This window comes from Streptomyces sp. NBC_00080, from assembly GCF_045041255.1.
GTDB lineage: Bacteria > Actinomycetota > Actinomycetes > Streptomycetales > Streptomycetaceae > Streptomyces > Streptomyces coriariae.
On the sequence record NZ_CP108235.1, the window covers coordinates 7,408,794 to 7,434,590 of the forward strand.

20 protein-coding genes and 2 pseudogenes are annotated in these 25,797 nt (G+C 72.2%); 16 read left to right on the forward strand and 6 right to left on the reverse strand.

Translation table 11 applies throughout. From position 1 onward, the window contains the following. Positions 1 to 43 precede the first annotated feature (43 nt). On the reverse strand, positions 44 to 1,240 hold the full coding sequence (locus OHU34_RS33050) for a mannosyltransferase family protein (protein WP_405769780.1): 1,197 nt from the start codon (positions 1,238 to 1,240) through the stop codon (positions 44 to 46). A gap of 315 nt (positions 1,241 to 1,555) precedes the next feature. Here OHU34_RS33050 and OHU34_RS33055 point away from each other — a divergent pair, with 315 nt between their 5' ends. Further along, positions 1,556 to 3,157, forward strand: coding sequence for an MFS transporter (locus OHU34_RS33055; RefSeq protein WP_142269586.1), 1,602 nt, complete (start codon positions 1,556 to 1,558; stop codon positions 3,155 to 3,157). 145 nt (positions 3,158 to 3,302) lie between these two features. Beyond that, positions 3,303 to 4,493, forward strand: a complete 1,191-nt coding sequence (locus tag OHU34_RS33060) for an acyl-CoA dehydrogenase family protein (protein WP_142269585.1) — start codon at positions 3,303 to 3,305, stop codon at positions 4,491 to 4,493. A gap of 42 nt (positions 4,494 to 4,535) precedes the next feature. On the opposite strand, the gene OHU34_RS33065 is transcribed toward OHU34_RS33060, so the two are convergent. Continuing rightward, positions 4,536 to 4,973 carry a cell division protein SepF gene (locus tag OHU34_RS33065; RefSeq protein ID WP_020128186.1) on the reverse strand — a complete coding sequence of 146 codons (438 nt, stop codon included), beginning with the start codon at positions 4,971 to 4,973 and terminating at the stop codon, positions 4,536 to 4,538. Positions 4,974 to 5,285: 312 nt separating this feature from the next. Here OHU34_RS33065 and OHU34_RS33070 point away from each other — a divergent pair, with 312 nt between their 5' ends. The 9 genes and pseudogenes from OHU34_RS33070 (at position 5,286) to OHU34_RS33110 (ending at position 16,417) form a co-directional block, all read left to right on the forward strand. Then, a complete protein-coding gene (locus OHU34_RS33070) occupies positions 5,286 to 6,506 on the forward strand; it encodes a DUF5685 family protein (protein WP_235034722.1) in 1,221 nt (406 codons plus the stop codon). Positions 6,507 to 6,688: 182 nt separating this feature from the next. Further along, positions 6,689 to 7,291 carry an ATP/GTP-binding protein gene (locus OHU34_RS33075; protein ID WP_372481781.1) on the forward strand — a complete coding sequence of 201 codons (603 nt, stop codon included), beginning with the start codon at positions 6,689 to 6,691 and terminating at the stop codon, positions 7,289 to 7,291. A gap of 427 nt (positions 7,292 to 7,718) precedes the next feature. Then, a complete protein-coding gene (locus tag OHU34_RS33080; RefSeq protein WP_405769784.1) occupies positions 7,719 to 9,503 on the forward strand; it encodes an FAD/NAD(P)-binding protein in 1,785 nt (594 codons plus the stop codon). A gap of 44 nt (positions 9,504 to 9,547) precedes the next feature. Beyond that, positions 9,548 to 10,621 (forward strand): LLM class flavin-dependent oxidoreductase, encoded by a 1,074-nt coding sequence (locus OHU34_RS33085; RefSeq protein WP_142269581.1) that lies wholly within the window; start codon positions 9,548 to 9,550, stop codon positions 10,619 to 10,621. Next, positions 10,618 to 11,991, forward strand: coding sequence for an NtaA/DmoA family FMN-dependent monooxygenase (locus tag OHU34_RS33090; RefSeq protein WP_405769787.1), 1,374 nt, complete (start codon positions 10,618 to 10,620; stop codon positions 11,989 to 11,991). Before OHU34_RS33085 ends, OHU34_RS33090 begins: the two co-directional genes overlap by 4 nt. A 17-nt stretch (positions 11,992 to 12,008) precedes the next feature. Beyond that, positions 12,009 to 12,845, forward strand: a pseudogene (locus OHU34_RS33095) (DUF1684 domain-containing protein). Positions 12,846 to 13,071: 226 nt separating this feature from the next. Then, positions 13,072 to 13,983, forward strand: coding sequence for a S1 family peptidase (locus tag OHU34_RS33100; protein WP_020128192.1), 912 nt, complete (start codon positions 13,072 to 13,074; stop codon positions 13,981 to 13,983). A 256-nt stretch (positions 13,984 to 14,239) separates the two neighbouring features. Continuing rightward, positions 14,240 to 15,088: a slipin family protein gene (locus OHU34_RS33105; RefSeq protein WP_405769791.1), complete on the forward strand. Its 849-nt coding sequence runs from the start codon at positions 14,240 to 14,242 to the stop codon at positions 15,086 to 15,088. Between the two features lie 246 nt (positions 15,089 to 15,334). Further along, positions 15,335 to 16,417 (forward strand): S1 family peptidase, encoded by a 1,083-nt coding sequence (locus OHU34_RS33110; RefSeq protein ID WP_142269578.1) that lies wholly within the window; start codon positions 15,335 to 15,337, stop codon positions 16,415 to 16,417. 113 nt (positions 16,418 to 16,530) lie between these two features. Here the strand turns inward: OHU34_RS33110 and OHU34_RS33115 are convergent. Next, positions 16,531 to 17,008: pseudogene (locus OHU34_RS33115) on the reverse strand (hypothetical protein). A 209-nt stretch (positions 17,009 to 17,217) separates the two neighbouring features. Between OHU34_RS33115 and OHU34_RS33120 the strand changes: the two are divergent. After that, a complete protein-coding gene (locus OHU34_RS33120; RefSeq protein WP_405769794.1) occupies positions 17,218 to 20,808 on the forward strand; it encodes a DNA polymerase III subunit alpha in 3,591 nt (1,196 codons plus the stop codon). Continuing rightward, a complete protein-coding gene (locus OHU34_RS33125; RefSeq protein ID WP_142269576.1) occupies positions 20,805 to 21,773 on the forward strand; it encodes a DNA polymerase thumb domain-containing protein in 969 nt (322 codons plus the stop codon). The genes OHU34_RS33120 and OHU34_RS33125 overlap by 4 nt, the downstream gene beginning before the upstream one ends. 22 nt (positions 21,774 to 21,795) lie before the next feature. On the opposite strand, the gene OHU34_RS33130 is transcribed toward OHU34_RS33125, so the two are convergent. After that, positions 21,796 to 22,170, reverse strand: a complete 375-nt coding sequence (locus OHU34_RS33130; protein WP_142269575.1) for a cupin domain-containing protein — start codon at positions 22,168 to 22,170, stop codon at positions 21,796 to 21,798. 137 nt (positions 22,171 to 22,307) lie between these two features. Between OHU34_RS33130 and OHU34_RS33135 the strand changes: the two genes are divergently transcribed. Together OHU34_RS33135 and OHU34_RS33140 are read left to right on the forward strand one after the other, a co-directional pair. Then, a complete protein-coding gene (locus tag OHU34_RS33135) occupies positions 22,308 to 22,751 on the forward strand; it encodes a MarR family winged helix-turn-helix transcriptional regulator (protein WP_142269574.1) in 444 nt (147 codons plus the stop codon). Between the two features lie 174 nt (positions 22,752 to 22,925). Beyond that, complete coding sequence (locus OHU34_RS33140) at positions 22,926 to 23,795, forward strand: triacylglycerol lipase (protein WP_142269573.1); 870 nt, start codon at positions 22,926 to 22,928, stop codon at positions 23,793 to 23,795. 75 nt (positions 23,796 to 23,870) lie between these two features. Here OHU34_RS33140 and OHU34_RS33145 read toward each other — a convergent pair whose 3' ends face one another. Then, entirely contained in the window at positions 23,871 to 24,920 is a 1,050-nt protein-coding gene (locus OHU34_RS33145; RefSeq protein ID WP_230196346.1) for a lytic polysaccharide monooxygenase, read from the reverse strand. A gap of 152 nt (positions 24,921 to 25,072) precedes the next feature. Between OHU34_RS33145 and OHU34_RS33150 the strand changes: the two genes are divergently transcribed. Next, a complete protein-coding gene (locus OHU34_RS33150; protein ID WP_142269571.1) occupies positions 25,073 to 25,534 on the forward strand; it encodes a GNAT family N-acetyltransferase in 462 nt (153 codons plus the stop codon). Between the two features lie 13 nt (positions 25,535 to 25,547). Here the strand turns inward: OHU34_RS33150 and OHU34_RS33155 are convergent, their stop codons facing one another. Next, a complete protein-coding gene (locus OHU34_RS33155) occupies positions 25,548 to 25,682 on the reverse strand; it encodes a hypothetical protein (protein ID WP_020128204.1) in 135 nt (44 codons plus the stop codon). Positions 25,683 to 25,797: the final 115 nt, after the last annotated feature.

The window sequence follows — 25,797 nt, forward strand, 5'->3', positions numbered from 1 at the left end:
TTTAGGGAACGTATGAAAGGGTTCACCGAAAAGCCGGATTCCCTTACGGCGGACCGCTGCCGTTCAGCCACCACGCGCCGTACACGGCCGAGGCCGCCGCGAGGCACCCCACCACCAGCGCCGACCTGGACGTCCGCAGCCGGGCCAGGGCCAGGGCGAGCGGCAGCAGCAGCGGGAACGCGGGCAGCAGCAGGCGCGGCTTGGAGCCGAAGTAGCTCGACGCGCACAGGGCGAGGGCGAGGACCACGCCCGCGTACACCAGCAGCGGAAGGGGCTGGCGCTGCCGGACACAGACGACGTACAGCCACAGCAGCAGGGCGACGCCGACGATCAGCCCGAGGCCGGCGAGGGCGGACGGGAATGACGTGAACTTGTCGGCGACGAAGCGGGCGAAGGCGTAGCCGCCGTCGAAGCCGTTGCGCCAGCCCGCCTGGACGTCGAAGTAGCCGAGCGGGCCCTTGCCGGTGTGGTGGCCGACCCACAGGACGTATCCGGCGGCGCCGAGCGGCGCGAGGAGCATCCCGAGGGCGCGTGGCGCGACGCGGGCGGCGGTCGCCCCGGTTCCGCGCCGGGGAGCGGTCTCGGCGGTCGGGGTCTCCCGGTCACGGACGAAGGACGCCACGCCCGCCGCCCACACCGCCGCGACGACCGCGAGCCCCACCGGACGGGTCAGCCCGGCCAGTGACGCGAGCACTCCCGCGGTCACCCACCGGCGGGTGAGCACCGCGTACAGCGACCAGGCGGCCAGCGCGGTGAACAGTGACTCGCTGTACGCCATCGACTGCACGATCCCGACGGGCAGAACGGCCCACACCAGCACCGCGCACACCCCGGCCCGGCGCCCGTACACCTGGTCGGCGACCGCGAACACCCCCCAGGCCGCGGCGAGCGACGCGAGCAGGGACACGGCGAAACCGGCGTCGGCGTACGACAGCGGGGTCACCGCGTGCAGGAGCCTCTCCAGCCAGGGCAGCAGCGGGAAGAAGGCGAGGTTGGAGTGGACGTCGCCGTTCGGCAGGCGGACCTCGTAGCCGTATCCCAGCTCGGCGACCCTGGTGTACCAGAGGGCGTCCCAGCGGGCGGTCAGCAGCGTGTACGCGCTCTTGTCGCGGGCGGCGCTCCACACGACCAGCGCGAGCAGACCGAGAGCACGCACGGCCGCGTACCCCAGGAGGGCGGGGGCCGCCCGGCGCAGGGTCGCGGAGCCGGGGGGCGTCACGCGCGTCTCAAGATCGGTCACGGGCTCGATTATCGACGGCCCGCCCGGCGACCGGATCCGCCGGGGCGGTCGGGACCCCCGGGAGCTGGTGCGCGGAGGCGGCACGGGAGGGGTACGGGGGGCGGCCGGGACATGGCGCGGGAGTGGCGTACGCCACATGGGTTGCCCGTGGGTGGTGAGAGGTCCGCCACGTGGCCCTGGCGCGAACTCGCGTACGCTGCGTTCCACTCGTGTTCGTTTGCGCGGGCCGGAGACACCGCTCCTCTCCGGCCGAGCCGCGGGGAGTCCCCACCCCGTGAGCCCGCCGAACCGGGGGATCACCTGGGAGGTACGTACATGTCCGGGACGACCACGGCCGCCGCTGGGCTGCGTCGTCGGGCGGCCGGGGCCGGTGCCAACCGCTGGGTCGTCCTGGTGGTGCTGTGCGTCAGCCTGCTGCTGGTCGCCGTCGACGCGACGGTGCTGCATGTGGCGGTGCCGGCGGTCACCGAGGACCTGCGGCCCGGCGCGATCGAGCTGCTCTGGATCGTCGACACCTATCCACTGGTCTGCGCCTCGCTGCTGATCCTGTTCGGCACGCTCGGAGACAAGGTGGGCCGCAGACGCATCCTGCTGCTCGGCTACGCCCTGTTCGGCGTCGCCTCCGCGCTGGCTGCGTTCGCCGGGACCGCGCAGACCCTGATCCTGGCGCGGGCGCTGCTGGGTGTCGGCGGCGCGATGATCATGCCCGCGACGCTGTCGATCCTGCGCCAGGTGTTCCCCGACCGGCGTGAGCGGGCGCTCGCGATCGGTATCTGGAGCGCGGTGGCCGCGGTCGGTGCGGCGGTCGGCCCGCTCCTGGGCGGCTTTCTGCTCGAGCACTTCTGGTGGGGCTCGGTCTTCCTCGTCAACATCCCGCTGATGCTGGTCAGCCTGCCGGTGGGGCGGCTGCTGCTGCCCGAGTCACGGGGCGCGGCGGACGGCCCCTGGGACGTGGTCGGCGCGCTGATGGCGGCGGCCGGTCTCTTCGGTGTCGTGCTGGGTGTGAAGCGGCTGGGCGGTGGGGAGCTCGGGTTGTTCACCGTGGCCCCGCTGCTGGTGGGCGCGGTGCTGATCGTGCTGTTCGTCCGCCGTCAGCGGCGTCGCCTGCATCCGCTGGTGGATCTGGGGATGTTCCGGCGGCCGGCCTTCAGTACGTCGGTCGGGTGCATCGTGCTGGCGATGCTGGCGCTGGTGGGTCTCGAACTGATCGCGGCACAGTACTTGCAGCTGGTGCTGGGACTGTCTCCGCTGGAGACGGGCCTGCGACTGCTGCCCCTGACCTTCGCCGCGATGGCGGCAGGGCTGGCCGGGGCACGGCTGCTCCGGCAGTTCGGGCCGCGCCGGATGGTGTGCGGGGGGTTCGTCCTCACGGCGCTGGCGGTGCTGACGCTGACCGCGATGGGCGAGTCGGACAACACGGGACTGCTGCTGTTCGGGTTCCTGCTGCTGGGCTTCGGCCTGGAGACGACGTTGTTCGCGGCGTACGAGTCGATGCTGAGCGAGGCGCCGCCGGAGCAGGCGGGTGGGGCGGCGGCGATCGGGGAGACGTCGTACCAGCTGGGGGCGGGGATGGGGATCGCGCTGCTGGGAAGCGTGATGAACGCCGCGTACGCGCCGGGACTGAAGTCCGTGCCCGGGGTGCCGGCGTCGGCGTCGGACGCGGCCGGGCATTCGCTGGGCGAGGCGTACGAGGTCGCCGGGCAGTTGGGCGGGCCGGTCGGGGTCGCGCTGCGGCGGGTCGCGCGCGACAGCTTCGTGCACGGGTTGCATGTCACGCTGTTGGTGAGTGCGGGGCTGTTGCTGCTGGGGGCGCTGATGGCGTTGCGGTTGCCGCGGGTCATGCAGTGCGAGGCGCCTCCGGCGGAGGTGGAGCTTCCTGCGCCCCGCGGAGTCGTGGAGTCCCGCGTCTCCGCGTGAGTCTCCCACCCACGCACCGTTTTGCTGTTTCCTGAAGGGTGGCCGTTGCCCGCGGGGGCGGCTCGCCGTTGGCGGCTTGCGGCCTCCCGTGTAACGTCTGCGACGTTGGTGTGACTAGCGGTGCTAGTTTTTCGGAGGCTCTCTCATGTCCGCGTCCTCGAAGTTGCCCCCCTTCGACCCCGCCGACCCGCTCGGGATCGACGATCTGCTGGAGCCGGAGGATCTCGCGATCCGTGACACCGTGCGGAACTGGGCCGCGGACCGGGTGCTGCCGCAGGTCGCCGAGTGGTACGAGCGCGGGGAGCTGCCGGAGATCCGGGAGCTGGCGCGCGAGCTCGGCGCCATCGGGGCGCTCGGGATGTCGCTCAGCGGATACGGCTGCGCCGGTGCCAGTGCCGTGCAGTACGGCCTCGCCTGTCTCGAACTCGAGGCAGCCGACTCCGGCATCCGGTCCCTGGTCTCCGTGCAGGGCTCCCTCGCCATGTACGCCCTGCACCGCTTCGGCAGCGAGGAGCAGAAGCGGACCTGGCTGCCGGGGATGGCCGCGGGCGAGATCATCGGGTGCTTCGGGCTCACCGAACCCGATCACGGCTCCGACCCGGCGGGCATGCGGACGTACGCCAAGCGGGACGGCTCCGACTGGGTGCTCAACGGCCGCAAGATGTGGATCACCAACGGGTCCGTCGCCGGGGTGGCCGTCGTCTGGGCGCAGAGCGACGACGGGATCCGCGGCTTCGTGGTGCCCGCCGGCACTCCGGGGTTCTCGGCGCCCGAGATCAAGCACAAGTGGTCCCTGCGGGCCAGCGTGACCAGCGAGCTCGTGCTCGACGACGTGCGGTTGCCCGCGGACGCCGTCCTGCCGGAGGTCACCGGGCTGCGCGGACCGCTCAGCTGTCTGTCCCACGCGCGCTACGGCATCGTGTGGGGCGCGATGGGGGCGGCGCGCTCCTGCTTCGAGACCGCCGTCGAGTACGCGAAGACCCGCGAGCAGTTCGGGCGGCCCATCGGGGGTTTCCAGCTCACCCAGGCCAAGCTCGCCGACATGGCGGTCGAGCTGCACAAGGGGATTCTGCTCGCCCATCATCTGGGGCGGCGTATGGACGCCGGCCGCCTGCGTCCCGAGCAGGTCAGCTTCGGCAAGCTCAACAACGTACGGGAGGCGATCGAGATCTGCCGGACCGCCCGTACCGTTCTCGGTGCCAACGGGATCTCGCTCGAATACCCCGTCATGCGGCACGCGACCAACCTCGAGTCGGTGCTCACCTACGAGGGCACCGTCGAGATGCACCAGCTCGTGCTGGGCAAGGCGCTCACCGGACTCGACGCCTTCCGCTGACCCGGCCCGGGGGCCGAGGCAGGGCCGGTGAGCGGCCCTGCCTCAGCTCTGGTTGAAGAAACCGTCCGTCCGGTGCGCGGACGGGTCTCCGTTCACGATCTCCGTGTTGGCGGGGGTCAGCAGGAACACCCGGGTGGACACCCGCTCGATCGAACCCCGCAGGCCGAAGATCAGCCCGGCCGCGAAGTCGACGACGCGCTTGGCGTCCCCGGCCTCCATGGCCGTGAGGTTCATGATCACCGGCACGCCCTCGCGGAACAGTTCACCGATCGCCCGCGCGTCCCGGAAGCTGTCCGGGGTGACGGTGCCGATCCGGCGGCCCTTCTCCTCGGCCGTGTCCGTCGCCACCTTCACGCGGGGGTCGGTGACCCAGGCGTCCCCGGAGTCGGTCCCCTCGGAATAGTCGTCGTCGTAGTAACGCTCGTCATCGTTGTCGTCGACGAGGCCAAGCCAGGCACTCGCCTTGCGCACCGATCCCATGGACGCCTCCTCTCACAGCGGTCTTTCTGCTTTCCGCATTCCCCATGGTCGTCCATGATGCGGATGTCGCGCCAAGTGGATAGACGCCGCGCGGGGGGTTTGTGACGGTACTGGTGCACAGCGAATACGTCGAGAGCCCGCGTCTCCCAAGGGTCGTACCGCATACGGCTGCTGACTGTGAGTGAAATATGATTCTTCATGGCGAACGAGTGACGCACGGTGCGTCCGGGTGAACCGGGTGCCCCCGATCCGGCGTGACAATCGGTCGATAGCATGCCGCAGCTCAATGTCCCAAGGACGACGGGGGTTGTCGTGTTCGGAATCGTCAGGCCATGCAGTCACCGGCTCGGAGAGGGCCTCAAGACCCAGTGGATGGCGCACCTGTGCGGGCTGTGTCTCGCGCTGCGCGGTGACCACGGGCAGTTCGCGCGGGTCGTCACCAACTACGACGGCCTGCTCATATCGGTTCTGACGGAGGCTCAGGCCGACCGGGTGCCGGCCGACGGATGGCGGCGGACGGCGGGACCGTGCCCGTTGCGCGGGATGCGGACCGCGTCCGTCGCGCAGGGCGAGGGCGCCCGGCTCGCGGCCGCCGTCTCGCTGGTGCTCGCCTCGGCCAAGGTGCGCGACCACGTCGCCGACGGGGACGGGCTGCTGGCGCGACGGCCCGTCGCCGTCGCCGCGCGCCGGGTCGCCGCGAGCTGGGGCCGGGCCGGGGAGCGCGGCGGGGCCGCCGTCGGGTTCGACACCGGCGTCCTCGTCGACGCGGTGGAACGGCAGGTGGGCATCGAGACGCTCGCCGGGCCCGGCACTCCGCTGTGCGCCGTCACCGAGCCCACCGAGACCGCCACCGCAGCCGCCTTCGCGCACACCGCGGTCCTGGCGGGCCGGCCGGGCAACGCCGCGCCGCTCGCCGAGGCCGGCCGACTCTTCGGGCGGCTGGCGCATCTGCTGGACGCGGTCGAGGACCGGGAGTCCGACGCGGCGGCCGGTGCCTGGAACCCGCTGACGGCCACCGGCACCCCGCTCACCGAGGCCCGCCGGCTCGCCGACGACGCCCTGCACGGCATCCGGCTCGCGCTGCGCGACATGGAGCTCGTGGACGGCAGGCTCGCGCACCTGCTGCTGGCGCACGAGCTGGAGCGGTCGGTCGACCGGGCGTTCGGGACGCAGTCGTGCGGGCACGCGCACGCGCCGGAGGGTGCCTTCGGGCCGCCGACCGGCCCGTACGCCCCCCAGGGGCCGGTGGACCCGCAGGCGCCGGGCAATCCGTACGCGCCCGGCAGCCCTCACGGCGGCAACCCCTTCGGCGGAGAGCCGCCGCGGCCCGGGAAGCGGGGCTTCTGGGCCGGGTGCGCGGTCGCGCTCGGGCTGTGCTGCACCTGCCAGGCCTGCTGCGCCGACGAGTTCGAGGGGCCCTGGTCGCGGAAGAAGCGCGAGGGCTGGTGCCGCGACGGCTGTGACGGCTGCGATTGCTGCTGCGACGGGTGTCAGTGCTGCGAGTGCTGTGAGTGCTGCTCCTGCGACTGCTGACGCGGCGTCACCGTTCCGGCCCTTGACGCCCGTGTGGGGCGCCACGGTGAGCGACGGGCATCCCTGGAACGTATCTCTGGTCGAGGACGCGGACTTCGCAGGGCCGTCCATCGGGACCGGCGGTCGGCCGTTCGCGTGCCGGTAACCCGCGGAGCCACCGCTCCGGATGCTCGAAAGGATCGATGATCATGCCCGGGCGCTCTGACAAAACCGTTCCGCTCGCCGTGAAGATCGTGGTGAGCGGCGGGCTCGGGGTCGGTAAGACGACCTTCATCGGGGCCGTCTCCGAGATCGACCCGCTCGACACCGAGGCGCCGATCACCCAGGTGTCGGTCGGGATCGACTCGCTCGAGGGCGTGGAGTCCAAGACCACCACCACCGTCGCGCTCGACTTCGGACGGATCACGCTCGGCCATGCCATCGCGCTGTACCTGTTCGGCACGCCCGGGCAGGACCGGTTCGCCTTCCTGTGGGACGACCTGGTGGAGGGAGCGCTCGGCACGGTGGTCCTCGCCGACACCCGGCGGATCGAGGAGTGCTTCCCGGCCGTCGACTACTTCGAGGCGCAGGGCGCGCCGTTCGTCCTCGCGGTGAATCGCTTCGACGGGGCCGAGCACTTCGAACTGGACGAGGTGCGGGCGGCGTTGGGGCTGAGTGCCGAGGTGCCCGTGCTGGAGTGCGACGCGCGCGAGCGCGGCTCCGTACGGGACGTGCTGGGGGCGTTGATGGACCGGGTGGTCGGGTTCGGCGCGGCTCCGGGGCGGAGCGCGGTCGGGGCGCGCTGATCGCCGTAGGGCAGGGGTGAGGTAGGGCGAAAGCGATGGGAAAGGCGCATATCGAGGGGAGGGCGCGGAGGTGAAGGCGGAGCTGGGTGAGGGGAGAACGCGAAGAGGGCACCCCGAAAACGGGGGCCGCAGTGGGTCAGCTCAACAGGAACAGGACCACACGCGACCGAAGTCGATGTGGGAGCGGGTGACCAGGCACTGCTGCGGATGCATGGGCCAAGTGGAACAGGTCTCCGGTTACGCGTCAACCGACTTGAGACGTACCGCTCACAGTGTGGACGGCCTTGACAGTGAGCGGAAACGCCAACGTACTCTCGCTGCACGGCCCTGCTGAGGGGCTCGGCCGTATCCGCGCCGCGCGGCGCGCCCCATTCGGTGTGTGAAGGCACCTACCCGTGTTCGATTCCAGCTGTCACGGAGCCTTCGCATGTCTTCCGAAACCCTCGCCCCCGAAGCGCCCGCCACCCTCGTGATCGTCGGGGCCGGGCCGCGGGGGACCGGCCTCATCGAGCGGATCGCCGCCAATGCCCCGGAGCTGTACGCCGGTTCGGGGCTCGACATCCATCTCGTCGACCCGCACCCGCCGGGCGCCGGACGCATCTGGCGGGCCGCCCAGTCGCCGTTGCTGTGGATGAACTCGCACGCCGAGGACGTCACCATGTTCACCGACGAGTCGGTGGAGATGACCGGGCCGGTGCGGCCCGGCCCGACGTTGCACGAGTGGGCGGGTATCGACGGGCGTACCTTCGCCGACCGGCAGCTCCAGGGCTCCTATCTGCGCTGGGTGCACGAGCAGGCGGTCGCCGCCCTGCCCCCGCAGATCACCGTCCACCACCATCCGGGGCGCGCTCTGCGGGTGAGCGGCCCCCGTTCGGGACGCCAGCAGGTGTGGCTGGAAGGCCGGGACCAGCCCCTGCCCGCCGATCTCGTCGTCCTCGCTCACGGTCATCTCGATGCCGAACCCGACGCTGAACAGCGTGAGTTGACGGCCTATGCGGCGGAGCACGGGCTCGTCCATCTGCCGCCGGACTTCACGGCCGACAGCGACCTGTCCGCGCTGCCGGCCGGCGAACCCGTGCTGGTGCGTGGTCTCGGGCTCGCCTTCGTCGACCTGATGGTGCTGCTCACCGAGGGACGCGGCGGGCGGCACGAGGGGGACACCTATGTGCCCTCGGGGCGGGAACCGGTGCTGTACGTCGGCTCGCGGCGCGGTGTGCCGTACCACTCGAAGATCGGCTACGACTGGACCGGCGAACGGCCGCCGCTGCCACGGTTCCTGGGGCCCGCCGAGATCGACGGGCTGCTCGCGCGGCCCGGGGGCTTCGACTTCCGGCGGGATGTCTGGCCACTGGTGGAGAAGGAGCTGGGCTTCGCCCACTACCACCGGCTGTTCACGGTCCACGCCGAGCGGACCGCGATCGCCTGGACCGACTTCGAGGAGAAGTACGAGGCCGCGTCCGAGGGCGCCGAGCGGGAGGCCCTGGTGGCGTCCGCCGTCCCCGACCCGCGGGACCGGCTCGACCTGGCCGCCCTCGACCGGCCGTTGGACGGGGTGACGTACGGGTCCTTCGCGGAGTTCCAGGAAGGGCTGCGCGGCTATGTGGAGGACGACCTGAACCGCCGTCACGACGCCGCGCACAGCACCGACCTGGCCGTGTTCCTGGGACTGCTGTCCGTCTACGGACAACTGGTCCGGCTCGGCGACATCGGCTCCTGGTGGCACGGGTTCTTCAGTTGCCTCGCCTCCGGGCCGCCGGGCCCCCGGCTGAGACAGCTGCTCGCGCTGTCCCGGGCGGGGGTGCTGAAGTTCGTCGGCGCCGACATGGCCGTACACGCGCGGGACGGGGTGTTCCGGGCGTCGAGCGCCACGGTGCCCGGTTTCTCGGTCGAGGCGCGGGCGTTGGTGGAGGCCAGGCTGCCGGAGCCGACGCTCCGGCGCGCCCTCGACCCGCTGCTGCGGGAGCTGCACGCCGACGGCGCCGGCGAGACCCCGGACGGGCTGCTGCGGGTGGACCGCGCCGACGGGCGGGTCCTGGACCGGGCCGGCCTGCCGCACCCACGGCGCTTCGCGCTCGGGCCGCACACCGACGGCCGTACGCCGGGCGCGTTCACCCGGCCGCGCACCGGCGGCCCCGCGTTCCGCCAGAACGACGCCACCGCCCGGGCCGCCCTGGTGTTCCTGCGGGACCTGGGCGCCGATGCCGTCGGGTGAACCGGTCCGCTTCGAAGCGTCACGGAAGAAAGGGTTCTCCCCTCATGACCTCATCGCACGGCCGGGGCCCGTTGCACCTGGCGGCCGCCGTCGACCAGCCGGGGGTGTACGACGCCGGCCCCTACGTCGAACTGGCGCGGCTCGCCGAGCGGGGCGGACTCGACTTCGTGACGCTGGACGACACCTTCGCCCGGCCCGGGCCCGACGCGTCGGCCGTGTTGTCCCGGGTGGCACCCGCCACCCACCGCGTCGGACTGGTGCCCACCCTCACCACCACCCACACCGAGCCCTTCCACATCCAGGCCACCGTCGCCACGCTCGACCGGGTCAGCCGGGGCCGGGCCGGCTGGCGGATCGACGTCTCCACCACGGAGGGGGAGGCCCGGCTCTTCGGCCGCCGGCACACCGCGCCGCTGGACGCGCTGTGGCAGGAGGCCGGTGAAGTGGCCGACGTGGCGGCGAGGTTGTGGGACAGCTGGGAGGACGGCGCCGCCGTACGCGACGCACCGACCGGCCGTTTCCTGGACCGCGACAAGCTGCACCACGTCGACTTCACCGGCGAGGCGTTCTCGGTGCGGGGCCCCGCCCTGGCGCCCAGACCTCCGCAGGGACACCCGGTGCGCGTGGTCGACGCCACCGAGGGACCGGCCCGGTCCGCCGTGGCTCGCCACACCGACGTGGCCCTCGTCCGCGCGGCGAGCCCCGCGCAGGCCCGCACCCTCCGCGACCGGCTGCGGGCCGACGCGGCCGCAGCGGGGCGGGACCCGAACTCCCTGCTCGTCCTGGTGAGTCTGCTGATCGACCTCGGGGACGGCGAGCACGCCGCCGAACCCGGCCATGGCGGAGGCGGCCCCCGGCAGACCGCGCAGGGCCCGCTCTACCGGGGCGGCCCCGTCGACCTCGCCGACCTGATCGCCTCCTGGTACAAGGACGGCACCGCCGACGGCTTCCACCTCACCCCCGTCGAACCGCGCCGCGATCTGGAACGGCTGGTCAACGGCACGGTCGCGCTGCTCCAGCACCGTGGCCTGTTCCGCACCTTCTACCCGGGCAGCACGCTCCGCGAGCATCTGGGGCTGGCCCGGCCCGCCAACCAGTACGCGGGGGGAGCGGCATGAGCGGACACCGACCTTGGGGCCCGAGGCCGCTCGGCAGGCACTGCCACTTGGCCGCGTACTTCCCCGGCGCCGACACCCCCACCGTCTGGACCGGCCCCGACACGAAGTCGCCGATCGAGTTCTCCTCCTTCGAGCACCTCGCCCGGACCGCCGAACGCGGCCTGTTCGACTTCTTCCTCCTCGCCGAGGGGCCGCGGCCGCGCGCACACCAGGGCCGCATCCACGACCTGGACGTGGCCGGCCGCCCCGAGCCGCTCACCGTCCTCAACGCGCTCGCCGCCGTGACCGAGCGCCTGGGGCTGGCCGCCACGGCCGACGTCACCGTCAACGAGCCGTTCGAACTCGCCCGCAGACTGGCCACCCTGGACCATCTCAGCGGCGGCCGGGCGGCCTGGCACGTGGCGATCTCCTCGGCCGACCGCACCGGCGAGGACTTCCGCCGAGGGGACTACCTGGACCGCGCCGACCGGTATCCGCGGGCCGCCGAGTTCGTCGCCGCCGCGAGAAGGCTGTGGGACTCCTGGACACCGGACGAGGCACCCCGGCCGTTCGCGCACCGGGGCCGGCACTTCGACATCGCCGGGGAGTTCACCGTGCCACGCTCACCGCAGGGGCACCCGGTGGTGATCCGGACGGGGGGCTCGGGGAAGGGCCGGGAGTTCGCGGCCGCCACCGCCGACGTCGTCCTCGCGCGGCCCGGCAAGCTGGAGGCCGGGCGCGCCTTCTACGCCGACGTCAAGGGACGGCTGGCCAAGTACGGCCGTACCGCCGACGATCTGAAGATCATGCCCGGCGTCACCGTCGTCCTCGGGGACACCGCCGCCGAGGCACAGGAGCGGGCCGCCACGATCAGACGCCGGCTGGTCTCCCCGCAGCGCGCCCTCCTCACCCTGGAGCGGCTCTGGGGCGTCGACCTGTCGGCCTACGACCCCGACGGGCCGCTGCCCGAGTTCGACCCGGTGGCCGACCCGCGGCTCACGGGGGGTCGCGCCCGGCACGGCGACGCGGTCGCGACGGCCGGGAAGCTGCGCGCGCTGTCGAGGGAGAAGGGGCTGTCCCTCCGGCAGACCGTGATCGAGACGAGTGCCCGGCAGTCCTTCATCGGCACGCCCGTGGCGGTCGCCACCGAACTGGCGGAGCTCGTGCGCGAGGGCGCCGCCGACGGCTTCGTCCTCGTACCGCAGCTCACGCCCGGCGGGCTCGACGAGTTCGTCGACCGGGTGGTGCCGCTGCTGCAGGAGCGCGGCGCCTTCCGAACGGAATACGAGGGACGCACCTTGCGCTCCCACCTCGGACTGCCCGACCCGGTGGGGACGGGCGAACCCTATGACGACAGGACAGATCACCTGACGACAAGGCCGGCCCCGTGACGGCGAACACCGCGCACGTGGCAGACACGACGGCCTCGAAGGACGCGGCGGACGGGGCGGACGCCTGGCGGCAGTGACACGAGCGCCGCCCGGAGACGGTCTCGGCGCCGTACGGCCCGCCCGCGCTCACCGGCGCCCTCCCCAGTGCCTGAAACGGCCTGGGAGACCTCTGGCTCGAGGACTTTCCGGACGGTCGACTTCCGGACACCCCGGGGACCTGGGTGGCCGATGAGGATGCCGTGGTGCTCGCCGCGACCGGCTTCGACGGGCTGACCGTGGAAGGGAAGCCGTTCAGCGGGGAGGTACGGCTCGGCGCCGACACCGGACCGACGGACGCGGCCCGGGTCACGCTCGGCGACCGGCGGCTGGTCGTGCCGGTCCGTGAGGGGGGCCGGGGAGTACGCGACTTCGACCCGGACTCCGCGGACGGGCACCGGTTCCCGGGCATCGACGCGACGCCCCACGACGCGCGCTGGGCGGTGCCCGCACGCTTCACCCCGTACGCCGAGGACCGTACCGTCCGGGTGCCGAACGCCGACGGGCGTGAGCGCGGTCTCGGGCTCGGCGGGGAACCGGCGTTCGTCCTGGCCGGGCAACGGCTCACCCTTCAAGTGAGCGTGCAGGGCGACGGTTCGCTGTGGACCGTGTTCGCCGACGCCACCAGCGGGGTGACCAGCTGTCTGTTCCGGTTCCTGCACTCCGGCGCACCCGACGCGGACGGACGCACGACGGTCGACTCCAACCGGGCCGTACTGCCCCCGTGCGCCTGTGCGGATGCTTTCCTCCGCCCCTTCCCGCCGCCGGGGAACACATATGACGTGGCGGTCGAGGCAGGAGAGCGCAACCTGGTCTGAGCTGGGACAAGAGGCTGCAAGAGGGATCAACTCACGCAGTTCGTTGAAGGTCTGACGGCCGAAAGGCGCCCTTGCGCCGACCGGCCGTTCGGCCGAATACTCCCCCTCAGCGCTTGTCAGGGTCACGGCGTGTCCGAAATCCGGACGAACGTCGGTCCCTGGCTGCGCCTCACGGGCCCCGACCCCACACCACGGGCCCCCGACTTCCCCTGGGAGGGAACGAAACGTGAGGATCAAGCGCACCACCCCCACCACCCCCACGAGCGGCATCTCGAGACGGACCCGGCTGACCGCCGTGGCCACCGGACTCGTGGCCGCCGCCGCCATCGCCATCCCCCACGCGAGCGCGGCCGACACCGCCACCTTCAGTACCGCCGAACTGAAGAGCGCCGGCGACTCGGTGCTCCAGGCGGACATCCCGGGCACCGCCTGGGCGGTCGACAGCAAGACCAACCGTCTCCTGGTCACCGTCGACAGCACGGTCTCGGACGCCGAGATCGCGCAGATCAAGGAGCAGGCGGGCGACAACGCCGGCGCGCTCACGATCAAGCACACCCCGGGCAAGTTCAACAAGCTGATCGGCGGCGGCGACGCCATCTACGGCGGCGGCTACCGCTGCTCGCTGGGCTTCAACGTCGTCAGCGGGAGCACCTACTACTTCCTGACCGCCGGGCACTGCGGCGAGGTCGCCTCGACCTGGTACTCCAACTCCGGTCAGACCACCGTGCTGGGTACGAACTCCGGTTACAGCTTCCCGACCAACGACTACGCGCTGGTCCGCTACACCAACACCTCGGTAGCCAAGGCGGGCACCGCGGGCAACACCGACATCACCAGCGCCGGCAACGCCACCGTGGGCCAGTCGGTCATCCGGGACGGTTCCACGACCGGTATCCACACCGGCCGGGTGACCGCCCTCAACGCCACGGTCAACTACGGCAGCGGCGACGTGGTCTACCAGATGATCCAGACCAACGTCTGTGCCGAGGGCGGCGACTCCGGCGGAGCGCTCTACACCTCCGGCGGTGTCGCGCTCGGTCTGACCTCCGGTGGCAGCGGCAACTGCACCTCGGGCGGTACGACCTTCTTCCAGCCCGTGACCGAGGCCCTGAGCCGCTACGGCGTCAGCGTCTTCTAGTCCTCACGCGAGAGTCCCGACGCGGGAGCCCTGACGAGGGAGTCCCGGCGCGGGAGCCCTGACGAGGGAGCCCTGACGAGGGAGTCCTCACCCAGGAGTCCTCGCGCGGGACCGTTTCACCCGGCCTGTGGCCGATCGCAGGCGAGCCCCCGTACGCAACCGGCGTGCGGGGGCTCGCCCTTGCCGGGGGGCGGGGTTACCGTCGGGGTACAGGCAGTGATGCGCGGGCAGTGCTGTGGACCCTTGGGGGCCGGCAATGGTCGAGGAGCTGATGGTGGCGGGCGTCGCGCTGGTGTCCGCCGGAGCGGTGTACGTGGCGGCGGCGGCGCGGGTCGTCAAGCAGTACGAGCGGGGCGTGGTCCTCCGGCTCGGGAAACTCCGGCCCGAGGTGCGGGGCCCCGGACTCGCCCTGATCCTTCCGGGCATCGACCGGCTCCGGAAGGTCAACATGCAGATCGTCACGATGCCGGTCCCCGGGCAGGAGGGCATCACCCGGGACAACGTCACCGTGCGCGTGGACGCCGTCGTCTACTTCAAGGTGACCTCGCCGGCCGAGGCGGTCATGCGGGTGGAGGACTACCGGTTCGCCGTCTCGCAGATGGCGCAGACCTCGCTGCGGTCGATCATCGGCAAGAGCGATCTGGACGATCTGCTGTCGAACCGCGAAAAGCTCAACCAGGGCTTGGAGCTGATGATCGACAGCCCGGCCGTGGAGTGGGGTGTCACCATCGACCGGGTGGAGATCAAGGACGTCTCCCTGCCCGAGACGATGAAGCGGTCGATGGCCCGGCAGGCCGAGGCCGACCGTGAGCGGCGGGCCCGGATCATCAACGCCGACGCCGAGCTCCAGGCGTCGAAGAAGCTCGCCGAGGCGGCGAAGGAGATGTCCGAGCAGCCCGCCGCGCTCCAGCTGCGGCTGCTCCAGACGGTGGTGGCGGTCGCCGCCGAGAAGAACTCCACGCTGGTGCTGCCGTTCCCGGTGGAGCTGCTGAGGTTCCTGGAGCGGGCCCAGCAGCAGCAACCGCTTCCCCCGACGTCCTCCACACCCCCGACGACATCCACACCTTCGCCGCCCGCGGCGGAGTCGAGTTCCGGCCAGGACTAGACCTCACCGCCGCGTAAGTGGTTACTCACGCGTAGCGTTTGCTGTGCGAATTCCCCTGTGGTGGCCAGGGGATGTTCCGGGGTGGTGAAGGCGTGGCGGGCGCGCGGTGTTCACCCTGTGCGCGTCCTGAAGTCGACCTTGTGTGCTCCCTGTGCGGTTCGGAAGAGTGGGCGCCCGTCAACCAGCCTTCCGGCCCGGAGCTGCCCCCATAGCCGCCCGGGCCGACCCCCCACAGGAGGACGCGAGTTGAAGCACCGACGCATACCCGGGCGGCGGATGGTCATGACGGGCGCGGGCATCGCCGCGCTCGTCGCAGCCGGAGTCACCTTCCAGACTGCGAACGCCAGCGAGCCTGCGAAGACCTCGCAGCCCGCCCCCCTCTCGGCCCTCGCGGCCGGAAAGCTCGCCTCGACGCTCGGCCAGGATCTCGGCGCCGACGCGGCGGGCACGTACTACGACGCGAAGAGCAAGAGCCTCGTGGTGAACGTCCTCGACGCGGCCGCCGCGAAGACCGTCGAGGCGGCCGGCGCCAAGGCCAGAATCGTCGAGAACTCCCTCGCCGAACTGACCGGCGCCCGTACGACGCTCAAGGCTGACGCGTCCGTCCCGGGCACCGCCTGGGTCACCGACCCGACCACCAACAAGGTCGTCGTCACCGCCGACCGCACGGTCTCCGACACCGAGTGGGCCAAGCTCACCAAGGTCGTCGACGGGCTCGGCCAGGTGGCCGAACTCCAGCGCACCAAGGGGGAGTTCAAGCCCTTCATCGCAGGCGGCGACGCCATCACCGGCGGCACCGGGCGCTGCTCCCTCGGCTTCAACGTGGTCAAGGGCGGCGAGCCGTACTTCCTGACCGCCGGGCACTGCACCGACGCCATCTCCACCTGGTCGGACCCCTCCGGCACCGAGATCGGCGCCAACGAGGTGTCCAGCTTCCCGGACAACGACTACGGCCTGGTCAAGTACACCGCCGAGGTCGACCACCCGAGCGAGGTCGACCTCTACAACGGCTCGGCCCAGCAGATCACCGGCGCCGCCGAGGCCACCGTCGGCATGAAGGTCACCCGCAGCGGCTCGACCACCCAGGTGCACTCCGGCACGGTCACCGGCCTGGACGCCACGGTGAACTACGGCAACGGTGACATCGTCAACGGCCTCATCCAGACCGACGTCTGCGCCGAGCCCGGCGACAGTGGCGGCTCCCTCTTCTCGGGCAGCAGCGCCGTCGGCCTGACCTCGGGCGGCAGCGGCGACTGCACCTCCGGCGGGGAGACGTTCTTCCAGCCGGTGACGGAGGCGCTGTCGGCGACCGGGGCGCAGATCGGCTGACGCCCGGTAACAACCCTTCGTTCAGCTGAAGTCCCGCCCCGCGCGCGAGGGGCGGGACTTCGCACGTGTCCGGCGCGGCACGTCACGGGCGCGGGCCGCTTGCCGCGGACGGCTCACGGCGTGCTCCGCGCGCGGCGCGTCCGCAGGGCCGCCGCCGGCAGGGCGACGGTCCCCGCGACCGCCCACGCCGACAGCACCAGCAGCGACGCGGTCGTGTCGTTGCCCTTGAAGTAGGCGATCGAGCGTGCCGCCCAGGTCCCCGCGCTCGGCGGCAGCGCCGGACCGATCGCCTTCCGGAACGGCGGGAGCGGCGGAGGCGGGAGCGCGCCGCCCGCGCCGGGGTTGCCGAGGATCACGGCGCGCCTCGGGGTGGAGCGGGCGGCCCCCCGAGCTGATCACCATGATCGCCAGCTTCTTCAGCCGGGCCACCGTCTGCCGGGCGGCGGCCGGGGACGGCGCGACGACCCCGAAGGGCACGTCCTTGGGCTTCGGGTCGTGCAGCGCCCCTACGCAGGAGGCGATGAAGTGCAGACGGAACGCGACCACCCCGATCACCAGCAGCGTGGCCCGGGGGGTCACGGCGTCCTTCACCTCGTCGAGGAAGGGGCCGGGGGAGGGTCACTGGCGGAGCCGCGGGGTGGGTCGGCGCCGGTGGTCGGTGTCATGTCCCCACGGTCCGGGGCGCGGGGTGTTTCCGCAGGTGGGAGGCGCCCGAACGACTGTCGTACCGATGTTCGGAAATTGGTCTATGGTGGGGGTGGGTCAGTTGGGAACTGATGTTCGATTCACGGGAGGTGCGGATGTCAGGGTTCACGCATCTGCACACCGTCTCCGGGTTCTCCCTGCGCTACGGCGCCTCGCACCCGGAGCGGCTGGCCGAGCGCGCCTCGGAGCGGGGGATGGATGCCCTCGCCCTCACCGACCGCGACACCCTCGCCGGCTCGGTCCGCTTTGCCAAGGCCTGCGCGAAGGCGGGTGTGCGCCCGCTGTTCGGAGTGGACCTGGCGGTGGCGCCCCCCGAGCGGCCGCAGGGCGACGCGTCCGTACGACGGGACAGGCGCCGCACCCCCGTGCGCGGCGGCGCCTTCATCGACGAGTCGACCCCCCGTGTCACCTTCCTCGCCCGCGACGGCGCCCGGGGCTGGGGCGACCTGTGCCGGATCGTCACGGCCGCGCACGAGAGCGAGGGCACCCCGGTACTGCCCTGGGCCGAGAACCACGGCGCGGGCCTGACCGTCCTGCTCGGCCCCGCCTCCGACGTCGGCCGCGCGCTCGCCGCGGGCCGGCCGGACCGCGCGGCGAAGCTCCTCACCCCCTGGCGGGAGGTGTACGGCGACGCCCTGCGGCTGGAGGCCGTCTGGCACGGGCGCACCGGCACCGGACCCGGCTCCCTGCGGCTGGCCGCCCGCACCGTCGGCTTCGCCGCCGAACAGCGGATCCGGCCCGTCCTCAGCAATGCCGTCCGGTACGCCGACCCCGGCCAGGGCCCGGTCGCGGACGTGCTGGACGCCGCCCGGCGGCTGGTCCCGGTCGACCCGGCGAAAGGGCTGGACTCCGGGGAGGCCTGGCTCAAGGACGCGGGCGCGATGCTGCGCACGGCCGAGCGGATCGTCGAGGCCGCGGGCTACCGGCGCGACACCGCGCACCGCCTGCTGGAACAGACGCGGGCGACGGCCGCCGAGTGCCTGGTCGACCCCGAGGACGACCTCGGCATGGGCGCCGTCCACTTCCCCGAGCCGCACCTCGTCGGCGCGGGCCGCCGGACCGCCCAGCGGACGCTGGCCTCCCGGGCGGCGGCCGGGATGGTGCTGCGCGGCCACTCCGGCAAGCGCGTCTACTGGGAGCGGATGCACCGGGAGCTGGACATCATCGCCCACCACGGCTTCGCCTCGTACTTCCTGACGGTGGCCCAGGTCGTGGACGACGTGCGGGGGATGGGCATCCGGGTCGCGGCCCGTGGCTCCGGCGCGGGATCGCTGGTGAACCACCTGCTCGGCATCGCGAACGCCGATCCGGTCGAGCACGGGCTGCTGATGGAGCGCTTCCTGTCCAAGGAGCGGGTCGTGCTGCCCGACATCGACATCGACGTGGAGTCCGCGCGCCGGCTGGAGGTCTACCGGGCGATCATCGGCCGGTTCGGCACCGAGCGGGTCGCGACGGTCGCGATGCCGGAGACGTACCGGGTCCGCCACGCCATCCGGGACGTCGGCGCGGCCCTGTCCATGGACCCGGCCGACATCGACCGCATCGCCAAGTCCTTCCCGCACATCCGGGCGCGCGACGCCCGGGCGGCGCTGGAGGAACTGCCCGAACTCAGGGCGCTGGCGGGGGAGAAGGAGCGGTACGGGCGGCTCTGGGAGCTGGTCGAGTCTCTCGACGCCCTCCCGCGCGGAGTCGCCATGCATCCGTGCGGGGTGCTCCTCTCCGACGCCTCCCTGCTCTCCCGTACGCCGGTCATGCCGACCAGCGGCGAGGGGTTCCCCATGGCCCAGTTCGACAAGGACGACGTCGAGGACCTCGGGCTGCTCAAGCTGGACGTGCTGGGCGTGCGGATGCAGTCGGCGATGGCGCACGCGGTGGGCGAGGTGGAGCGGGCGACGGGGGAGCGGATCGACCTGGACACGCTGAAGGGCGGCGACCCGGCGACGTACCGGCTCATCCGGTCCGCCGAGACGCTGGGGTGTTTCCAGATCGAATCGCCGGGCCAACGGGACCTGGTGGGGCGGTTGCAGCCGGCCACCTTCCACGATCTCGTCGTCGACATCTCCCTCTTCCGGCCCGGACCGGTCGCCGCCGACATGGTGCGGCCGTTCATCGAGGCGCGGCACGGGCGGGCGCCGGTCCGGTATCCGCACCCGGATCTGACGGAGCCGCTGCGGGACACCTACGGGGTCGTCGTCTTCCACGAGCAGATCATCGACATCGTCGCCGTCATGACCGGCTGCGGGCGCGGTGAGGCGGACCGGGTCAGGCGCGGGCTGTCGGACCCGGAGTCGCAGGGGCGGATCAAGGTGTGGTTCGCCCAGCACGCGGCGGCCGGCGGATATGACGCAGAAACGATTCAGCGGACCTGGGAGATCATCGAGGCGTTCGGCTCGTACGGCTTCTGCAAGGCGCACGCGGTCGCCTTCGCCGTGCCGACGTACCAGTCGGCGTGGCTGAAGGCGCACCACCCGGCCGCCTTCTATGCCGGGCTGCTCACTCATGACCCCGGGATGTACCCGAAGCGGCTGCTGCTCGCGGACGCGCGGCGGCGGGGGGTGCCGGTGCTGCCGTTGGACGTGAACAGGTCGGCGGTCGCTCACCGGATCGAACTGGTGTCTGATTCAGGGTCTGATTCCTCCGGTGCAGGCCCTGATCCGTCCGGTTCCGGCGTCTGGGGGCTGCGGCTCGCCCTTTCCGACGTGTACGGCATCACCGAGGCCGAGGCGGCACGGATCGCGGACGGGCAGCCGTACGCCTCGCTGCTGGACTTCTGGGAACGGGCGCGGCCGAGCCGTCCGCTCGCCGCGCGGCTCGCACAGGTCGGCGCGCTGGACGCGTTCGGCGCCAACCGGCGCGATCTGCAACTGCACCTGACCGAACTGCACCGGGGGGCCCGGGGCGCGGGCGGCGGCCAACTCCCGCTGGCCGGCGGGCGGAAGACCACCCCGGCCGGGCTGCCCGACCTGTCCTCCGCCGAGAAGCTCAGCGCCGAACTGGGCGTGCTGTCCATGGACGCCTCGCGCCATCTGATGGACGACCACCGGAGCTTCCTCGACGAACTGGGCGTGCTGTCGGCGCGTCGGCTGCGCGACACCCGGCACGGCGAGACGGTCCTCGTGGCGGGTGCCAAGGCGGCCACCCAGACCCCGCCGATCCGGTCCGGCAAGCGGGTCATCTTCACCACCCTGGACGACGGCACCGGCCTGGTCGACCTCGCCTTCTTCGACGACTCCCACGACGCCTGCGCGCACACCGTCTTCCACTCCTGGCTGCTGCTGGTGCGCGGGGTGGTGCAGCGGCGCGGCCCGCGCAGCCTCAGCGTGGTGGGCGCCGCCGCCTGGAACCTCGCCGAACTGCTGGAGGTGCGCCGGGACGAGGGGCTGGAAGGGGTCGCGGCCCGGCTGGCCGGCCCCGGCGGCACCCCGGGCGCGGGCACCTCTGACGCGGACACCCCGGACGCGGGCGCCTCTGACGTCGGCGTCGACGGCCCGGCGCGCGGCCGGCTCGCCGGTTCGGACGGGCTGCCCGCACCGGCGGGCTCGGCCGCCCGGGACGCGGGGCAACAGCGTCGCATCCGCATGCCCACGGGGTACGAGATGCACCCCTGGGCCGATCTGCGCCCCGCGGGCGAAGGACCCGCGGTGGGAAGGAAGTTGTGGCACCAGAGTCCGGGGAGTGCGGGATGACCATCCTCTGCGTACGTTTCCAACTGCCTTCGGCGGACGAGGCCGCCCTGCCGGCGCTGCTCGGGCTGCTGGAGGAGTTCACACCGGTCGTCGAGGCGTTGCCGCCGGACGGCGCGCTGGCCGATCTGCGCGGCGCCGAACGGTACTTCGGGCGCAGCGCGGTCGAGCTGGCGTCGGTGATCAGAGTGCGCGCGCTCGCGCTGCACGGGGTCGACTGCGTGATCGGCGCGGGCCCCGGCCCGATGTCGGCCCGCGTGGCGCTGCGGGGCGCCCGGCCCGGGGTGACGTGCGCGGTTCCCGAGGGCGGGGTACGGGAGTTCCTCGCCGAGAAGCCCGTCGTGGCGCTGCCCGGTGTCGGTACGGCGACCGCCCGCACCCTGTGCGAGTACGGCCTCGACACCCTCGGCCGGGTCGCCGTCGCCCCCCTGTCGACGCTCCAGCGCCTGGTCGGCGCGAAGACGGGCCGGGAACTGCACGACAAAGCGAACGGCGTCGACCGCGGCCGGGTCGTACCGAACGCCGTGTCGCGCTCCCTGGCCACCGAACGCCCCTTCACCCGGGACGAGCTGGACCCCGACCGGCATCGCCGCGCGCTTCTCTCGGCCGCCGGGGAACTGGGCGCCCGGCTGCGTGCCGTGGAGAAGGTCTGCCGCACCCTGACCCTCACCGTGCGCTACGCCGACAGGTCCGCCACCACCCGCAGCCGTACCCTCGGGGAGCCGACCGCGCACTCGGCGGCCCTGACGGGAACGGCGTACGGCCTGTACGAGGCGCTCGGTCTGCAACGCGCCCGGGTCCGCGCGATCGCCCTGCGCGCCGAAGCCCTCGGCCCCGCCGACCAGGCCTCCCACCAGCTCACCTTCGACCCCGTGGACGAGAAGGTCCGCCGGATCGAGGAGGTGGCCGACCGGGTGCGGGCGAAGTTCGGGCCGGAAGCGGTGAAGCCCGGGACGCTGGCGGCGTGAGGCGACGGCGGCCTGAACCCTGTCAGTTGGCCCACAGGGGAGCGATCCGGGTCCCGTCGGCCAGCTCCGCCTCCAGGCCGATGGACGTGGTGACCCAGGAGAGCGCGGTGTGATCGGTCGGGTTCTCGACGGCCAGGGTCGCCCCCGGATTGACGATCACGGTGTCGCCGGCCCTGATCCGCTCGGCGCGGCCGTCGAGCGTGAGGATCAGCTCGCCGACGAGCAGATGGAAGATCTCCTCCCGGCTGACGGTGTGCGCGGGCGCCTTCGTCCCGGCGGGGATCTCGCCTCTCCAGGCGCACAGCTCCTTGCTGCCGGTGCGGGGAGTGGCGTACGAGACGAAGCGGGCGCCGTGGATCTCGTGGGTGACGGCCTCGGACGAACGGATGACGGGCATGGGTGTCTCCTGTCGGTTTCGGCTTCCGATGGGTGTCGTCGCTGCTGGACGCGGGTTCGAAGATGGTCAAGGTGCTTGACTACTTGTCCTATGGTCAAGCTGCTTGACCAATCTGTCAAGAATGTTTCAATGCAGACGTGCAGAACTCCGAAGCCCTTGCCCTGACCGCCGTCCTGCTCGCCGCCGCGGGCGAGCTCACCCAGCGCATCAATGACGGCGTCCTCGCCCGTGGATTCGAGGCGCGGCCCGCCTACGGCTTCGCCTTCACCCGGCTCGCCCCGGACGGTGCCACGGTCACCGAGCTGGGCGCGCACCTCGGAGTCACCAAGCAGGCGGCGAGTCAGCTCGTCGAGGAGCTCGTGCGGAAGGGGTATGTCGAGCGCCGGCCGCACCCCGAGGACGCGCGGGCCCGGCTGATCGTGCTCACCGGGCGCGGCTGGGAGTGCACCAGGGCGGCGGAGGAGGCGGCCGCCGAGGCGGTGCGGGCCTGGGTCGCCGTGCTCGGGGAGGGGCAAGTGCGCGTGCTGCGCGACCAGTTGTCACGCATCGCCCCTAATGGCCCCCTTCGCCCCGCTTGGTGACGGCGTATCAGTGATCCCAGGGCGACGGTGGCTATCACTGGAAGTTTTTACTGACGCGTAACTTCACAGTTCAGCTACTCGCCCGTAACTTGACGAGTGAACAGCATCCTCGTGATCCGGGTCACAGGGCGTAAGGCCATCGCATCCTCCCTTGAGCCGCAAGGAGATCACCCGATGCTGCCCTGGAAACGCGCGCTCAGACCACTCGCCGCACTGCTGCTGGCCGCCGCGGCCGCCATCGTCCCCGCCACCGCCGCCCACGCCGACTCCACCGCCACCGCCTCGTCGAGTGGCTGGAACGACTACCGCTGCAAGCCCTCCGCCGCCCACCCCCGCCCCGTCGTCCTCGTGCACGGCACCTTCGGCAACTCGGTCGACAACTGGCTGGGCCTCGCCCCCTACCTCACGGTCCGCGGCTACTGCGTCTTCTCCGTCGACTACGGCCAGCTGCCGGGCGTGCCGTTCTTCAACGGCCTCGGCCCCATCGACAAGTCGGCCGCGCAGCTCTCCACCTTCGTCGACAAGGTGCTCGCCGCGACCGGCGCCGCCGAGGCCGACCTCGTCGGCCACTCGCAGGGCGGCATGATGCCGCGCTACTACCTGAAGTTCCTCGGCGGCGCCGCCAAGGTCAACGCGCTCGTCGGCATCGCCCCCGACAACCACGGCACCACACTGAGCGGACTCGCCAACCTGCTGCCCTACTTCCCGGGCGCCGAGGACCTCCTCTCGGCCGCCACCCCCGGCCTCGCGGACCAGGTCGCCGGATCGGCCTTCCTCACCAAGCTCAACGCGGGCGGCGACACCGTCGCCGGTGTCCGCTACACCGTCATCGCCACCAAGTACGACGAAGTGGTCACGCCGTGGCGCACCCAGTACCTCAGCGGGTCCGACGTGCGCAACGTCCTGCTCCAGGACCTGTGCCCGGTGGACCTCTCCGAGCACGTGGCGATCGGTCTGCTCGACCGGATCGCCTTCCATGAGGTGGCCAACGCGCTCGACCCGGCCCACGCCACCTCCACCACCTGCGCGTCCGTCTTCAGCTGACGCGCAGGCGTTCCGCCGGGGCCTGTCCGACCTGAGCCGCCGGTCAGGCCCCGGAGCATTGAGGGGGCGGCGGCCTCAGCCGTGCCGCCCGCCGCTCACCGCGCGCCTGCGCACCGACCCGAACAGCAGCGCCGCGCCGAGCGCCAGGACGGCCGCGCCGCCCACCGCGAGATACGGGGCGCTGCCGTCGCCGCCGGTCTCCGCGAGGCTCTCGCCCGGACCCGCACCGGCACCGGCCGCGCTCGGCTCGTTGGCCGTGCCGGGCGACTCGGCCGCGGTGGAGGGATCCGCCGTGGCGGACGGCCCGGTCGTCGGGTCCGTCGTCGGGTCGGTCGTCGTGGTGGCGTCGTCGTCCCCGTGGCCGTGGTGCTCGATCGTCGACTTGCCGGCGCCGTCCTCGATCTGCTCCTCGGAGGGCGCGGAGGCGGAGGGCGCGGTACCGGTACCGGTCCCCGCTCCTGTGCCCGTGCCCGTGTTCGTGCCCGCGAACGTCACGTCCGAGCAGGAGTAGAACGCCTCCGGGCTGTCCGAGCGCTGCCAGACCGCGTACAGCAGCTGCCTGCCCGAACGCTCGGGGAGGGTCCCGGAGAAGGTGTAGAAGCCGCCCGACGCGACCGGGTCGGTGGCCGTCGCCACCGGGTGCTCCAGGTCGAGGTCGGACCAGGCCAGCGGCCCTGCGGGGTCGTAACCGGCCTTGGTGAGATAGACCTTGAAGGTGCCCTTGTGCGGGGCGGTCACACGGTACTTGAAGGTGTACGAGCCGCTGCCGACGCTCGTCGCCGGCCAGTCGGCGCGGGCCAGGTCCAGGCCCTTGAACTCCTCGTTGTTCGCGCTGCACAGCCTGCCGTCCGGGATCAGCTCCTGGTGGCGGCCGTTCGCGTCGCCGATGCGGATGCCGTTCCAGTCGTACAGCGCCTGCGTCCCGCCCGCCGCGACCGCGGCCCGGCACGCGTCCGACTTCGGGCTCTCCGGACCTTCCGCGTAGCACTGGGCGACCCGGCTGACCGGATCGCCCATCGACCCGTGCGCGGCCGCGGGCGCCGCGGACAGCAGGGTCAGGGCCGCCGGGACCAGCCCGACGGAGGCGACGGCGGCGACGGCGGCGGCCTTGCGGCGTGCGGGCATGGGGGAACTCCTCGGAACCGGAACAGGTGGTGGCCTGATGTGTGCCGGAACCAAGAAACCGCGAATTCGCCTGCTCGGGGCGGTCCGTGGCGATCTTTAGGGTCGCCTTAAGGAAGCGCTGAGACTGGGATCAGGTAGGTAGCGTTCACGGCATGACGAGCGAGAAGATCCGGCCCGCCACGGCGGCCGACGTGCCGGCCGTGAAGGCCGTGACGGACGCGGCGTACACGCCCTACATCGAGCGCATCGGGCAGGTGCCGCAGCCCATGGAGGCGGACCACGCGGCCGACGTGGCCGCGGGGAAGGTGTTCGTGACCGGCGACCCGCTCGGTGGCGGGGTGGTCGGCCTCGTGGTGGTCGAGGCGTTCACCGACCACCTGTTCCTCGACAGCATCGCCGTCCGTCCCGACGCCCACGGCAGGGGTGTCGGGCGGCGGCTGCTGCACTTCGTGGACGCACACGCGCGTGCGCTGGGGCTGCCCGAGGTCAGGCTCTACACCAACGCGATGATGTGGGAGAACCGGGAGATCTACCCGAAGTACGGCTACACGCTCGTGGAGCGGCGCGTGGACGGGCCGTACGACCGCGTCCACTACCGCAAGCGACTGGACTGAAGGGCGGCGTCGCTCAGCCGTCCGGCCACCAGGTGCGTGCGATGTCCTTGCGCACCTCGGGGCGTCCGGCGGGCCGTTCGTCGACCTCGTCACGGATCCGGCGGGAGTCCGTCTTCTTCAGGGGCTTCTGCACGGTCGTACGGCGCATGGCTGCCTCCTTCAGGAGCTACCGGGTTCCGCGTTCGCACGGAGGTAGACCCTTTGGGGGAGAGTTCCTCATCGACCCCCCTTCTGTCAGTGGCGGCTGTCACGATTCGATTGTC

What these genes read in the sequence shown, in the direction of transcription:
- OHU34_RS33150 (WP_142269571.1), top strand. Translation starts at nt 25,073, where the DNA reads ATGACGAGCGAGAAGATCCGGCCCGCCACGGCGGCCGACGTGCCGGCC.
- OHU34_RS33130 (WP_142269575.1), bottom strand. Translation starts at nt 22,170, where the DNA reads ATGCCCGTCATCCGTTCGTCCGAGGCCGTCACCCACGAGATCCACGGC.
- OHU34_RS33085 (WP_142269581.1), top strand. Translation starts at nt 9,548, where the DNA reads ATGACCTCATCGCACGGCCGGGGCCCGTTGCACCTGGCGGCCGCCGTC.
- OHU34_RS33090 (WP_405769787.1), top strand. Translation starts at nt 10,618, where the DNA reads ATGAGCGGACACCGACCTTGGGGCCCGAGGCCGCTCGGCAGGCACTGC.
- OHU34_RS33120 (WP_405769794.1), top strand. Translation starts at nt 17,218, where the DNA reads ATGTCAGGGTTCACGCATCTGCACACCGTCTCCGGGTTCTCCCTGCGC.
- OHU34_RS33055 (WP_142269586.1), top strand. Translation starts at nt 1,556, where the DNA reads ATGTCCGGGACGACCACGGCCGCCGCTGGGCTGCGTCGTCGGGCGGCC.
- OHU34_RS33105 (WP_405769791.1), top strand. Translation starts at nt 14,240, where the DNA reads ATGGTCGAGGAGCTGATGGTGGCGGGCGTCGCGCTGGTGTCCGCCGGA.
- OHU34_RS33125 (WP_142269576.1), top strand. Translation starts at nt 20,805, where the DNA reads ATGACCATCCTCTGCGTACGTTTCCAACTGCCTTCGGCGGACGAGGCC.
- OHU34_RS33075 (WP_372481781.1), top strand. Translation starts at nt 6,689, where the DNA reads ATGATCATGCCCGGGCGCTCTGACAAAACCGTTCCGCTCGCCGTGAAG.
- OHU34_RS33060 (WP_142269585.1), top strand. Translation starts at nt 3,303, where the DNA reads ATGTCCGCGTCCTCGAAGTTGCCCCCCTTCGACCCCGCCGACCCGCTC.
- OHU34_RS33080 (WP_405769784.1), top strand. Translation starts at nt 7,719, where the DNA reads ATGTCTTCCGAAACCCTCGCCCCCGAAGCGCCCGCCACCCTCGTGATC.
- OHU34_RS33155 (WP_020128204.1), bottom strand. Translation starts at nt 25,682, where the DNA reads ATGCGCCGTACGACCGTGCAGAAGCCCCTGAAGAAGACGGACTCCCGC.
- OHU34_RS33065 (WP_020128186.1), bottom strand. Translation starts at nt 4,973, where the DNA reads ATGGGATCGGTGCGCAAGGCGAGTGCCTGGCTTGGCCTCGTCGACGAC.
- OHU34_RS33145 (WP_230196346.1), bottom strand. Translation starts at nt 24,920, where the DNA reads ATGCCCGCACGCCGCAAGGCCGCCGCCGTCGCCGCCGTCGCCTCCGTC.
- OHU34_RS33140 (WP_142269573.1), top strand. Translation starts at nt 22,926, where the DNA reads ATGCTGCCCTGGAAACGCGCGCTCAGACCACTCGCCGCACTGCTGCTG.